Source organism: Mycoplasma feriruminatoris (assembly GCF_000327395.2).
Lineage (GTDB): Bacteria > Bacillota_I > Bacilli_A > Mycoplasmatales > Mycoplasmataceae > Mycoplasma > Mycoplasma feriruminatoris.
In genome coordinates, this window is sequence record NZ_CP091032.1 from 175787 (window position 1) to 189124 (window position 13338).

Below are 13338 nucleotides of genomic sequence, written 5' to 3' on the forward strand. Positions count from 1 at the left end.
AAAAGAGCAACTTTATTAAGGTTGCTCTTTTTTAGTTTTATTAAATAAAAAATCCTATTTTTTAAAATAGGATTTAATAAATGACTTATTGTTTTACATCGTCATATATAATTTCTCAAACAACTTGTTTGACGGGTTGCTCTCCTAACAGCTCGTATGACTCATGAATTGCTTCTTCTCATTTTGGATTGATTTCTCTATTTGTATATAGAGTCATGATTGTATCTCCAGCATTAACATAAGCACCATATTCTTTATCAAAATAAATTCCAGCAGCATGATCAATAGTATCTGTTTTTTTGAATCTTCCAGCACCCATTTCAATTAAAATCAATCCAATTTCTTCTGCTCTTTTATATCTAATATATCCACTATTAGTTGCTTTAATTTCTAGTTTATTTTTGCAAGTAAAGTGTTTATCGTAGTTTTCTAAAACACTTCAATCTCCACCTTGAGCAATTACAAAGTCTTTTAGATAATGAGCAGCTTCTTTAGATTTTAATTTTCTTAAAACATCTTGTTTTGCTGTTTCTAAATCAGTAAATAAATTTGCTTGTAATAAAGTAATTCCAACTAATGTTGCTAATAATTCGTTAAAGTCTTTAGGACCATTTCCATTTAATGTTTCTCAAGCTTCTTTAACTTCAATAGCATTTCCCATTGCTCTTCCTAATGGTTTATTCATATTAGTTAAAACTACAGCAACTTTTCTATTATATTGTTTTCCAACTTCAATCATACGTTGAGCTAAATCTCTAGCATCTTCGATTGTTGTCATAAATGCACCATTACCAGTTTTAACATCTAATATTAAACCATCATTTTCAACAATTAATTTTTTACTCATAATTGAAGCAACAATTAAAGGCATTGAGTCAATTGTACCTGTTACATCTCTTAATGCATAAATCTTTTTATCAGCTGGAACAATGTTATCTGATTGAGCAATAATACTCATATTTGCTTTATTAATTACATCAACAAACTCATCATTTGTAACTTCTGATTTTCATCCAGGAAATGATTCTAATTTATCAACTGTTCCCCCAGTTTTTCCTAAACCTCTTCCAGATAATTTACATAATTTAATTCCATAACTAGCAACTAATGGACCATAAACTAAACTAGTTTTATCACCAACTCCACCAGTTGAGTGTTTATCTGCTTTAAAACCTTCAACCTTACTTAAATCATATCTATCTCCAGATTCAATATATGCTTTAGTTAGATAAGCAGTTTCTCTAGCTGTCATATCTGTAAAATAAGTAGCCATACAAAAACTAGCCATTTGATAATCTGTTATTTCACCTTTTGTATAACTGTTAATTAATCAAGAAATTTCTTCTTGACTTAATTCAATATTATGTTTCTTTTTTTCTATAATATCTGTAAATGTAAACATGGTATGCACCAACTTTCTATGTATCTATTTCTTATTATACTTAGAAAATTGATATTATTTCGAACTTTAATTTTTTGACAATTTTAGTATTGGGTTTTAAAATAGTAAAATATTTAACGAGTGCTATAATAACTATACAGTAAATAACGTTAATAAAAGGAGTAAGAAAATGAGTTTTAACAAATTAGATCAAACTTATTTAAATTGAATAAATCATCCTAATTTAGATCAAGAATTAAAAGAACTATTAAATAAAGCAGATGATAATGAACTAAATGCCGCTTTTAATTTAGAATTAAAATTTGGTACAGCTGGAATTAGAGGAATATTAGGAGCTGGTCCTGGTAGATTTAATGTTTATACTATTAAAAAAGTAACTATTGCTTATGCTAAATTATTACAATCTAAATATAGTTATGATTTAAATAAAGGTGTTGTTATTGGTCATGATAATAGACACAATTCTAAAAAATTTGCTCAACTAGTTGCAAATATTTTAACAAGTTTTAACATTAAAGCCTATTTATTTAAAAATAATGATTTACAACCCACTCCAGTTGTTAGTTTTGCAACTAAAGCTTTAAATTGCATTGGTGGAGTTGTAATTACAGCTTCTCATAATCCTGCTGAATATAATGGATATAAAATTTATGATCCATATGGTTGTCAGTTAATGCCAAATGATACTGATGTTATTGCTGAAGAAATGAATAAAATAGAAAATATTTTAGATTGAACATTTGAACCAAACAATAATTTATTAGAAATTGTTGATCAAACTATTATTGATAAATATTTTGAAATGATTCAAAATTTAGAATTTTATAAAAACCAACAAGAAAGTAAATCTAAATTAAAAATCATTTATTCAGCTGTAAATGGAACAGGTAGTTTATATACTCCAATTGTTTTAAAACAATCAGGATATGAAGTTATAGAAGTTCAAGAACATAGTTTTGAAGATGAAACTTTTAAAAATGTAGTTAACCCAAATCCTGAATTTGATCCTGCTTGAAAAATTCCTTTACAATATGCTAAAAAATACGATGCAGATATTATTATTTTAAATGATCCTGATGCTGATAGATTTGGTATGGCTATTAAGCATAATAATGAATTTGTTAGATTAAATGGTAATCAAACTGGAGCTATTTTAATTGATTGAAAATTAAGTAATTTAAAACGTTTAAATAAATTACCAAAAAATCCAGCTTTATATTCTAGTTTTGTTACAAGTGATCTTGGTGATAGAATTGCTAGTGAAACTTATAATTCAGTAGTAGTTAAAACTTTAACTGGATTTAAATGAATGGGTCAAGAAATGTTAAAAGAACCTTTAAATGGGTTAAACTTTGTGTTTGCTTATGAAGAAAGTTATGGTTATGTAATTGACGATTCAACTAGAGATAAAGATGGTATTCAAGCATCAATTACAGCTGCTGAAGCTTGTTGATATTATAAAAATCAAAATCTAACTTTAGTTGATTATTTAAACCAATTATATGAAAAGTATGGATATTATTACACAACTACTTTTAATTTAAACTTTAAACCAGAAGAAAAAGATTCTAAAATAGCTCCAATTATGAAGTTATTAAGAACTACAGGAATTAATCAAATTAATAATTTAAAAGTAATTAAAATCGAAGATTATATTAATGGTTTATATAATATGCCATCTGAAGATTTAATAAAAATTTATCTAGAAGATAAATCTTGAATTGCAATAAGACCATCAGGAACTGAACCTAAATTAAAAATTTATTTTGTTATAGTTGATTCTTCATTACAAAAAGCTGAAAATAAAGCTGAAATGATCTATAAAGAATTAAAAACAATTTTAAATATATAAAGGTAATTATGGAAATTAAATTAAATAAATATATTGATCATACACTTTTAAAACCCGATGCAACTAAACAAGAAATTATTAATTTATGTAACCAAGCTATAGAATATGATTTTATGTCAGTTTGCATTAATCCTTGTTGAACTAGTTTTTGTAAAGATTTATTAAAATCAAGTGATGTAAAAATTACAAATGTAATTGGTTTTCCATTAGGAGCTAATAAAACTGAAACTAAAGTTTTTGAAACAAAACAAGCAATTTTAGATGGTGCTGATGAAATTGATATGGTTATTAATATTTCAGCATTAAAAAATAAAGATTATCAATTAGTTTTAGATGATATGATTCAAGTTAAAAAACAAGCTAAAGATCATGTTGTTAAAGCAATTATTGAAACTTGTTTATTAACAAAAGATGAAATTATAAAAGCTTGTGAATTAGTTGTTAAAGCTAATATTGATTTTGTTAAAACTTCAACAGGATTTAGCAAATCTGGAGCTAATATTGATGATGTTAAATTAATGTTTGAAGTTGTTAAAAATAAAGCTAAAGTTAAAGCATCTGGTGGTATTAGAACTTATAGTGATGCAATTAATATGATTAATGCTGGAGCTAGTAGGTTAGGAACTAGTGGATCAGTTGAAATAATGCTAAAACAAGAAAATAAAAACAATTATTAGTAGTAAAAATTATAAATAATAAACCTCATATTCTTGACTAAAATCAAAAATATGAGGTTTTTTTAATTCTTTAATTTACTATTAATTTCAACTTCGAGTTTTTTTAGTGTTTCAAAGATTTCTTCTATTGATGGAATATGCCCATAAAACATATTTTTCATATCTATATAATCTTTTTTAACTTGCTCTATTCTAAAATTATCTGGTATTAGTCTTAATTTTCATCAGGTTTATTACATACAGAGTGTAAAATAAGTGCTTTTTCTCAAAAAGTTCTTTCGGGATTAATTGTTCTTATGGTTGAATATTCTTTAAACACATCTGGATATACTTGAGAAATTAAAGGTTTAATTTTTACGTGTTCAGCAGGAGTTCATTTACCAAGACACCCTATTTCTAGTTTTATTTTGTTAAATAAATAATTTGGTTCAAAAAGTAGAGGATATTTACATAAAACACTATTTGGATCATTTGGATCAATCCAAAATTCTAAATTAAATTCTTTTAGATCTTCATTTAGTACTTTAACAAATTCATCTTTTAAAAAAGTTGTTACTTTTTCATTCATTTCAAGATTAAATTTGTTTTGACCACTTTTTGATCTTTGTATATAAGGTTCATCATCTTGATAGCCAAAAAGCCTTCAATCCAAAATTAAATCAATATCTTCTGAAAATCTTTTAATTAAATTAAAGCATTTCGAAAGTGAAGTTCCTCCTTTAAAAGTAAATGAATTAGATCAACGGTTTTGGTTAAAAATGTAGTCTAATAAGAAACTGATTCAGTAATCTTTTTCAACAACTTCTTCTGATAATTTCATCTTAGTAGCTGCGTTTGTTATTAAAATTCTTAATTCAGAATCAGTTTTTACATAAAATTTATTCATTTTATCCCTCACAAATTTGTTTTATATAATCATAAATTCACACAGTTGTGCGTTTGGATTCATTTAATAAATTTTGTTTTTCATTAGAAGATAAATTATCTCTAATTATACTAATATCTTTTTTAGTTAATTTATCTTTACCAATTTCTTTAATAGCTTGAATAACAACCTTTGTTTTTAAAGACATATTTGAAATTTCTTTATTATTAACTTTTTTGAATTGTATTTCTCTTTGTTGAACTTTAAAAGTTTTATTTTTTCCATTAGAAACATAGGCCATTTTAGCCGGAACTTGAGTTGATAGACCTAATATATTTAAACAAGCAATACCAAAGGGAGCAATTTCTCAATTATATTTTCTTGCAATAGAAAATGCTAGTTCATTAACTGTAAACATTTCATATTCTTGGATAAGTTCGCTAAAGGAAGGATTGTAGTAAAAGCCATTCATAATTCTTTTAATTTTGTCTTCTTCTACTAATTTGTTTAAAGTTCTTCTAACAGTTTCATTAGAAGCTATATCTAAAAAATCTTGACTAATAAAAACTTTGCCAGGTCTAAAATCATCTATCCTATTTTGTATTTGTGATATATAAGACATAAAATATTATTCCCTCCTTTCCCAAAAATTATATCATATTTGGGATAAATTAAACAAAACAAAAAGACTAGCACTATAGCTAGTCTTTAAAATAAAATATTATTTTTTAATTATGATCAATCATTGATTCTAATTCCATATCTTCTGGAATTTGAATGTTCATTAAATCTAAAATAGTTGGAGCTATCTTAGCTATTGCTGGATCGTTTTGTTTTAATTTAATGTTTTTATCAGTAATTATAATTGGAACTAGTGAAGTTGTATGTTTTTTATTTACTTGACCGTCTTTATCTATCATAATTTCAGCATTTCCATGATCTGCTGTAATTACCATAATACCGTTATGTTTTAAAACAAATTCATCATGAATACGTTTTAATTGATTATCTAGAGTTTTACATGCAATTTCAGTTGCTTTATTATTTCCAGTATGACCAACCATATCACAATTTGCAAAGTTTAAAACAATTAAATCAAATTCATCTTTTTTAACTTCTTCTAAAAGTTTATCTGTAATTTCAACAGCTGACATTTCTGGTTTTAAATCATAAGTTGCAACTTTAGCTGAAGGTATTAAATCAATGTATGCATTTTTTAAAGTAATCTCATCATTTGTTGCTAAACCGTTTTTAAAATAGTCATTTCCTCCATCAAAAAAGAAAGTTACGTGAGCTATTTTTTCAGTTTCAGCTATTCTTAATTGTTTTAAACCTAATTTAGATAAATACTGACCTAAAGTGTTTTCTAGTGGTTTTGGAGGATAAGCAATATATGGTGAAGTAACACTATCTGAATATTTCATCATAGAAACAAATCTAATTTTATCTCCAATAAATTCAGTATCACTAAATGCTTTATCAGATCAAGCTATATAGTTTTTATTAGTTAAAATTGAAGAAATTTGAATTGCTCTATCAGGACGGAAATTAGTCATAATAATTGCATCATTTGCTTTTAAATTACCATTTAAATCATTTTTATTAAATGCTGGAATAATCATTTCATCATCACGATCATTATCATATTCATGTTTAATATAATCTAAAATATCATCAAATGAATTTACATCTTTTCTAGTAACTAAAGCATTAAAAGCAATACGTGAACGATCAAATCTCTTATCACGATCCATTGCATAATATCTTCCACTAATTGATGAAATTACTCCAATATTATTATTTTGCTTAATTATATCTAATAGATCTTTTATAAAATCATAAGCTAATTTAGGTTTAGTATCTCTTCCATCAGTTATTAAATCAAATTTAATATTTACTAACCCATAATTAATAGCAGCTTTATAAATAGCTATCATATGATCAAAATGAGAATGCACTCCACCATTTGAAAATAACCCTATTAAATGTAAAGCACTATTATTATTTTTAACATATTCAAAAGTATCTATAATTTCTTTGTTTTTTGCAATATTATTAGTTTTAGTTTCGTGATTTAGTTTTGCTAAAGATTCTAAATTAATTCTTCCTGCTCCTAAATGAATATGTCCAACTTCTGAGTTACCCATTTGATTATCTGGTAAACCTACTCATTTTCCTGAAGCATGAGCTTTGACTCAAGGATAAGTTTGTTTTAATTGTTTTACAAATGACATATCTGCATTATCAACAGCATTTCCTTTATCTGGTTCACTTATACCTCAACCATCTAGAATTGCTAGTAAAATCGGTCTTTGTACTTTCATTTTTATTCTCCTAGTATGTAGTGTTTAATAAATTCTTCAACTGCACCTTGTTCTGCTGTTTTATCAATATAAATGTTTGCTATTTTTTTAATTTCATCAACTGAGTTTTTAATAGCTACTTTATATCCTACGTGATTTATCATTTCTCAATCATTCATTCCATCACCAATTGCAGCAATGTTTTTTAAATCAATATTAAAATAGTTTGAAAATCACTCAACAGCAAGTTTTTTATTAACGTGTTTTTTATTAATTTCAGCTAGTTTTTGATCGTTTGTAGCTACATTGAATTCTAATTTATTTATTAAAATATCATAAAACTCTTTATTTGCATCAAAACCTAAAAGTTTGAAGAATTTAAAATCAAAATTATCTTTTACATCTTTATATTCAAGAATTTGACCATCAAAAAAAGCTGTTTCAAAATGATAATCATTTGGGTTATTAGTTCATTTATTAGTAATTACAGTTTTAAGATCATCAACATATCCTCAAATCTTAATATCACTATTTTTATATTCATCACTAGTTACTAAATCAAATACTTTTTTAGCTTGTTCTGATTCAATAACATTTGATAATAAAATTTGATTTTGGCTTAGATCATAAATACAAGCAGCATTATATCCTGCAATTAATTGATGTTCAACTAATAAACCATGATCTTTTAAACTATTTAGTTTTGCTAATACAGGTCTACCTGTTACAAAAACTACTTTAATTCCTTTTTGTATAACTTTTTTTAAAGGTTCAATATTTTGTTTAATAATAGGACCCATTTTATGATAACTAGTCCCATCCATATCTAGTATTAATAATTTAACATCTATTTTATTCATTATAGTTAACTAGACCTAAATAATCATTAGCTAATAAAGAAGCTCCTCCAACTAAAGCTCCATCGATATTTGGCATTTTTAAATATTCTTGAATGTTTGATGGTTTAACACTTCCACCATACTGAATAACTATTTGATCAGCTGTATTTTGATCATAAATATTTGCTAAATTCATTCTAATTTGTTTACATACTTCTTCAGCATCTAAACTTGTTGCAGTTTTTCCAGTTCCAATTGCTCAAATTGGTTCATAAGCAATAATTGCTTTAATTGCATCTTCTTTTTTAATATCTTTAAATGCTATATTAATTTGATTATTAACAAATTCAATTGTTTTATTTTCTTCTTTAGTTAATAAACTTTCACCACAACAAATAATTGGAGTTATATTATTTTCTAATAATGCTTTAGCTTTTTTATTAATATCTAAATCAGTTTCTTTAAACATTTCTCTTCTTTCAGAATGCCCAATAATTACATATTCAACTCCAATTTCTTTTAACATTGGAATTGAAATTTCTCCAGTATAAGCACCTTTAGGTTCAAAATGAACGTTTTGAGCAGCTATTTTAATGTTTTTTGCTAACTTAATTCCAGTTTGTAACATTACATAAGGAACAGCTAGTCCTGCAATAATATTTGAATTATTTATTTTACTATCAACTTGGTATAAAAAATCTTCTAAACTTTTATTAGTCCCATTCATTTTTCAATTACCAAAAATTACTTTCTTTTTCATATTTATATACCTTTCAGATTAAATGCCTATATAATTATATATTTTTAAAAAGTTAATAAATATAAATAATATTAATAAGATATTAAAAAAAGCTAACTTAGTTAGCTTTTTTCTTAGTTAATTTGCTAGCTGCATTTTTATCAATAATTATTGTTACATCATTATGATTTTGTAATATTGAACAAGGTCAATTTGGTGTAATTTTATCTTCTATTAAATGAAAAATAGCATCAGCTTTATTAATTCCAGTTGCTAGTAATAAAATTTTTCTAGCATTCATTATTGATTTTAAACCCATAGAAATTGCTTTAGTTGGAACAAGTTCTATTGAATCAAAAAAACGAGAATTTGCTTTAATAGTTGATTGTGTTAGATCAACAATTTGAGTTAATGAATCAAAACTAGTATTTGGTTCATTAAACCCAATGTGACCATTAATTCCAAGTCCTAAAAGTTGTAAATCAATTCCATTAAATTTTTTAATTAGTTCATCATATTGTTGAGGATTATTATAAAAACTAGCATTAGGTATATAACAATTATTTTTATTTATATCAATAAAATTAAACAATTGATGATCCATAAAATAGTGATAAGATTGATCGTTATTTGGATCTATATCTTTATATTCATCTAAGTTAAAAGCAGTGATATTTTTAAAACTAATTTCTTTATCTTGATACATTTTAATTAGTTGTTGATATGTTTTTATTGGTGTTGATCCAGTAGCTAAACCCAATACACTATTAGGTTTATTTTTAATTTGATCACTAATAATTTTTGCACTAGTTATTGCAACTTGATCTTCATTTTCTAAAATTATTACTTTCATAATTACTACTCCAAAAGCTTAAAATATAAAGTAATTATATACTTAATAAAATTTAGATATAAAAAAAGTAGTCTTGCGACTACTGGATTTTTTTACTTTCAAGTGGTGGTCGTGGACGGAATTGAACCGCCGACACGCAGAGCTTCAGTCTGCTGCTCTACCGACTGAGCTACACGACCATAAAATGGCGACCCCAACGGGACTCGAACCCGTGATCTCCTCCGTGACAGGGAGGCGCGATAACCAACTTCGCTATGGGGCCATTGGTTGCGGGGGCAGGACTCGAACCTGCGGCCTCCGGGTTATGAGCCCGGCGAGCTACCAACTGCTCTACCCCGCGTTTGTTTTTAAATTCTTAATAAATGGCGGAAGATGAGGGATTCGAACCCCCGCTCGGGTTTCCCCGACTCTCGGTTTTCAAGACCGATCCCTTCAGCCGGACTTGGGTAATCTTCCGTACTACCATTATTCATACTAAAATATTTTTATTTCAATATGGTGGACCTTATTGGACTTGAACCAATGACCGTCCGGTTATGAGCCGGATGCTCTAACCAACTGAGCTAAAGGTCCATAATAATAAATATGGTAGCGGGGGAGAGAGTTGAACTCTCGACCTTTCGGGTATGAACCGAACGCTCTAACCATCTGAGCTACCCCGCCATAATGGTGGACCCTAACGGGATCGAACCGTCGACCCCCTGCGTGCAAGGCAGGTGCTCTCCCAGCTGAGCTAAGGGCCCATTATTATAATGGTCGGGAAGACAGGATTCGAACCTGCGACCCTTCGGTCCCAAACCGAATGCTCTACCAAACTGAGCCACTTCCCGAATAGTTGTTATTATATATATAAAGATAATAACAATTTTATTTTCTAAATGGTGCGCCCGGAGGGACTCGAACCCCCAACCTTTTGATCCGTAGTCAAGCGATCTATCCAATTGATCTACGGGCGCATATAAAAATTTATGTCTGTTATTATCTTATCATATTAAATGACTTTATTATTATAGATAATATATTACAAATTTACAATATAAATAAGTAAAAAAAATAATAATTTTTAAAAATCTCTAGTAACTTAAAAAACTAAACTAAAGACATTTATAAATTATAAATCTTTAATTTAGTTTTATACTAATTATTCTTATTTTTAGAAAAACTAAAAGTAGGAACATCTTTTATTTCATTAAAGTTATTTTTAATAACTTCATCTGTAATACCCATTTTTAATAAAGCTATTTTAGTAGCATCATTATCTTTAATAATTTTATTTTCAAACATTAAAGTTCTATAAATAGTTTGATAATAATGTTCTTTAAAAGAAAAACAATGATTACATCAATTATAAATTAAAAGCTCATCATCATTATTATAAATAGATCTATTAACAAATAATCTAAATGAATCAGTATGAGAAGTTATTTGATCATTACATCCATGTATAAATAAAGTAGAACAATTAGCTGGAGTCATTTTTTTATCTTCATACAAGCTAAATAAGTTTAATTCATCTTGGTTATGATTAGTTGCTAAATTTTGTAAATCTATAGTTTTATTAATAATTTTTCTAGCTAGTTTTCTACTTATAAAAAGTCTTAGTCTTTCTTTTCAATTTTTATATAATAGTGATTCAATTGATCCATAAGTTGAATCACTTATTATAAATTTAGTATTTGCTTTATCTAGTAATTCTTTATTATTAATAGCTACATAATTACATACATAAGCACCCATGCTCATACCAAATAACCCAAGTATTTGAACATCTTCGCTAATAAGTAAATAATTAATTGCACTAATTAAATCTATACTTTCAAATAAACCCATACTAATTACTTCAGTTTGATCTGAATCTCCATGATTTCTAAAATCAAAAGATAAAATGTTATAACCAAGTTCTATAAAAGCTTTAGTATGTATTAAACCTAAATATTTGTGTCCTGCAAATCAATGACAACTAATAATTCATTTTTTACTATCTTTATTTGTAATGTATTTAATTGCTTTAATTTTTAGATTATCACTAGTTAAAAAACTAACGTTTTGTATTTTACTATCATCAGTTATCATTAACTCTTCTTTTTTATAATAGTATTTCATGATTTTATTTAGCTTATTAATATCATCAATTTTACTAATATAACGAAGTTTTTTATTTGGTTTAAATATAGTTAAATTACCTGCTAGTCAGTAAATAAATTTAAAAGGTTTTTTAATAGTTTTAAAAATTTTTTTACCTAGTCTTTTTTTAAAAGACTCTCTTTTTTTCTTTTTCATAGAATTATTTTAGTATTATTTTTTATTTGTTAATAGTATTAATTTTAATAGTTTAATTAGATTATTTTAAATTAATAAATAATTATACCAGTTTTTTTTTTTTTTTTTAGATTTGATTTAAATTGATGAGTGTATATAATGTGTTGTGATGTAAAAATAATAAGTAAGTAGAGAGTGAAATAATGAAAAAATTATTAACTATTTTAACTAGTACTAGTGCTGTGTTTTTAATAACAGCTGGTGTTATGTTAGTTAATAGAAATAATGGGGATAATAATAAGATTAATTATAATAGTAAAGGAAAAAAAGTTGAACATCAGTTTGCAGACAACAAGACTAAAAAGAAAATAACAAAAATAGGGTATTACTATAAAGATGGAAAGGCAATAATAAGTCAAATTCCGCCAACTGTTGAAGTAGTTGCAGCAGATTTACCTGAAGAAATAACAAGTTTAAGAAATGCTTTTTACGGAAATAGACAAGGTGTTCGTTTTGAAAAACAATGAGATACTAAAAACATAACTGATATGAGTAGTGTTTTTTATGATGCTAATTGAATAAATGATTCTAGCATAAAAAAATGAAATACTTCAAAAGTAACTGATATGAGTAAAATGTTTAAAAAAGCAAAAAGTTTTAATCAAGATATTTCAAGTTGGGATGTTTCTAATGTTAAAAATTTTGAAGGTATGTTTGATGATGCATCTGAGTTTAATAATGGAAATAAACCTTTAAAATGAGAAGGCAAGCTAAATAAAGCTGAAAATATGAAAAGTATGTTTAACAAAGCTTCTGATTTTAAACATAGTTTAGATAGTTGAATACTGACAAAAAAAGTGAATTATAAAAATTTTGGATTAGAAGAAAAAAGACAACCAAAATGATTTACTGAACCACTAGTTCAAACCCCACCTAGTACACCACTTATTCGTTCTGATGAATCTTCAAATTTATCTTCACAAGGATCTGGTTCGAATTCTGTTGGTAACTCAGATAATATAATTTCAGATATTATTATGAATCCACCGGTTAATAACCAAGAAAATTCTGCTGAAAAAATTGAAGAAAAACAATCGGGAAATGAGATTAAAAAAAGTGAAACTGAAGTTTCTATAGTAGATTCAAAAAATAACGATTTAGAAAATGAAACATTATTAAAAGATAAAAAATCCAATCAATCAAATGAGTTTACTCAGCCAAAAGAAAATAAAAACAATGTATATAAAATACCTTCTTTTAAACAAAAACCTAACATTATATTAAAATCAAACTCATCAAATGCAGCAGTTATTGCTGGAGCAGTTTCAGGCACATTTTCACTTTTAGGAATTGGTGCTGGAGCTGGATATTATTATCGTAAAAATCTAAAGAACTTTTATTTAAAATCAGCAGATAAAATGAAACCGGTTTATGCTAAAACAAAGGATGGTTTAAAAGAATTTTATAATAAAGCAAAAACTAAAATTAAAAGTAAATTATCTAAGATTAAGTCTAAAAAATAATAAAAAATGTAATATGAATAAAGTGC

Annotated in this window: 11 protein-coding genes and 9 tRNA genes; 3 read left to right on the plus strand and 17 right to left on the minus strand. The window is 26.2% G+C overall.

Going from position 1 to position 13338, the window contains the following annotated elements:
- Positions 1 to 85: 85 nt before the first annotated feature.
- Entirely contained in the window at positions 86 to 1402 is a 1317-nt protein-coding gene (locus D500_RS00735; protein ID WP_008363472.1) for a thymidine phosphorylase, read from the minus strand.
- 169 nt (positions 1403 to 1571) lie between these two features.
- Between D500_RS00735 and D500_RS00740 the strand changes: the two genes are divergently transcribed.
- Together D500_RS00740 and deoC are read left to right on the plus strand one after the other, a co-directional pair.
- Positions 1572 to 3254 (plus strand): phospho-sugar mutase, encoded by a 1683-nt coding sequence (locus D500_RS00740; RefSeq protein WP_008363470.1) that lies wholly within the window; start codon positions 1572 to 1574, stop codon positions 3252 to 3254.
- A gap of 8 nt (positions 3255 to 3262) precedes the next feature.
- Positions 3263 to 3931: a deoxyribose-phosphate aldolase gene (deoC, locus tag D500_RS00745; protein ID WP_008363468.1), complete on the plus strand. Its 669-nt coding sequence runs from the start codon at positions 3263 to 3265 to the stop codon at positions 3929 to 3931.
- 214 nt (positions 3932 to 4145) lie between these two features.
- On the opposite strand, the gene D500_RS00750 is transcribed toward deoC, so the two are convergent.
- From D500_RS00750 to D500_RS00825, 16 genes are all read right to left on the minus strand, one after another.
- Positions 4146 to 4817 (minus strand): nucleotidyl transferase AbiEii/AbiGii toxin family protein, encoded by a 672-nt coding sequence (locus D500_RS00750; RefSeq protein WP_008363466.1) that lies wholly within the window; start codon positions 4815 to 4817, stop codon positions 4146 to 4148.
- Position 4818: 1 nt separating this feature from the next.
- Entirely contained in the window at positions 4819 to 5418 is a 600-nt protein-coding gene (locus D500_RS00755) for a DUF6088 family protein (RefSeq protein WP_008363464.1), read from the minus strand.
- Between the two features lie 106 nt (positions 5419 to 5524).
- Positions 5525 to 7120 carry a 2,3-bisphosphoglycerate-independent phosphoglycerate mutase gene (gene gpmI / locus D500_RS00760; RefSeq protein WP_008363462.1) on the minus strand — a complete coding sequence of 532 codons (1596 nt, stop codon included), beginning with the start codon at positions 7118 to 7120 and terminating at the stop codon, positions 5525 to 5527.
- Positions 7121 to 7122: 2 nt separating this feature from the next.
- Positions 7123 to 7959, minus strand: coding sequence for an HAD-IIB family hydrolase (locus D500_RS00765; protein ID WP_008363461.1), 837 nt, complete (start codon positions 7957 to 7959; stop codon positions 7123 to 7125).
- Positions 7952 to 8698 (minus strand): triose-phosphate isomerase, encoded by a 747-nt coding sequence (gene tpiA, locus D500_RS00770; protein WP_008363459.1) that lies wholly within the window; start codon positions 8696 to 8698, stop codon positions 7952 to 7954. Before tpiA ends, D500_RS00765 begins: the two co-directional genes overlap by 8 nt.
- 97 nt (positions 8699 to 8795) lie before the next feature.
- Complete coding sequence (nagB, locus tag D500_RS00775; protein ID WP_008363456.1) at positions 8796 to 9530, minus strand: glucosamine-6-phosphate deaminase; 735 nt, start codon at positions 9528 to 9530, stop codon at positions 8796 to 8798.
- 103 nt (positions 9531 to 9633) lie between these two features.
- Positions 9634 to 9709, minus strand: a tRNA-Phe gene (locus tag D500_RS00780).
- A 6-nt stretch (positions 9710 to 9715) separates the two neighbouring features.
- Positions 9716 to 9792: transfer RNA gene (locus D500_RS00785), tRNA-Asp, on the minus strand.
- A 2-nt stretch (positions 9793 to 9794) separates the two neighbouring features.
- Positions 9795 to 9870: transfer RNA gene (locus tag D500_RS00790), tRNA-Met, on the minus strand.
- Between the two features lie 23 nt (positions 9871 to 9893).
- Positions 9894 to 9986: transfer RNA gene (locus tag D500_RS00795), tRNA-Ser, on the minus strand.
- A 40-nt stretch (positions 9987 to 10026) separates the two neighbouring features.
- A tRNA-Ile gene (locus tag D500_RS00800) sits at positions 10027 to 10103 on the minus strand.
- Between the two features lie 13 nt (positions 10104 to 10116).
- Positions 10117 to 10193: transfer RNA gene (locus tag D500_RS00805), tRNA-Met, on the minus strand.
- Positions 10194 to 10197: 4 nt separating this feature from the next.
- Positions 10198 to 10273, minus strand: a tRNA-Ala gene (locus D500_RS00810).
- 10 nt (positions 10274 to 10283) lie between these two features.
- Positions 10284 to 10360: transfer RNA gene (locus tag D500_RS00815), tRNA-Pro, on the minus strand.
- Between the two features lie 49 nt (positions 10361 to 10409).
- A tRNA-Arg gene (locus D500_RS00820) sits at positions 10410 to 10486 on the minus strand.
- Positions 10487 to 10667: 181 nt separating this feature from the next.
- Positions 10668 to 11810 carry an alpha/beta hydrolase gene (locus D500_RS00825; protein WP_008363454.1) on the minus strand — a complete coding sequence of 381 codons (1143 nt, stop codon included), beginning with the start codon at positions 11808 to 11810 and terminating at the stop codon, positions 10668 to 10670.
- A 182-nt stretch (positions 11811 to 11992) separates the two neighbouring features.
- Here D500_RS00825 and D500_RS00830 point away from each other — a divergent pair, with 182 nt between their 5' ends.
- Complete coding sequence (locus tag D500_RS00830; protein ID WP_239759460.1) at positions 11993 to 13312, plus strand: BspA family leucine-rich repeat surface protein; 1320 nt, start codon at positions 11993 to 11995, stop codon at positions 13310 to 13312.
- Positions 13313 to 13338 lie beyond the last annotated feature (26 nt).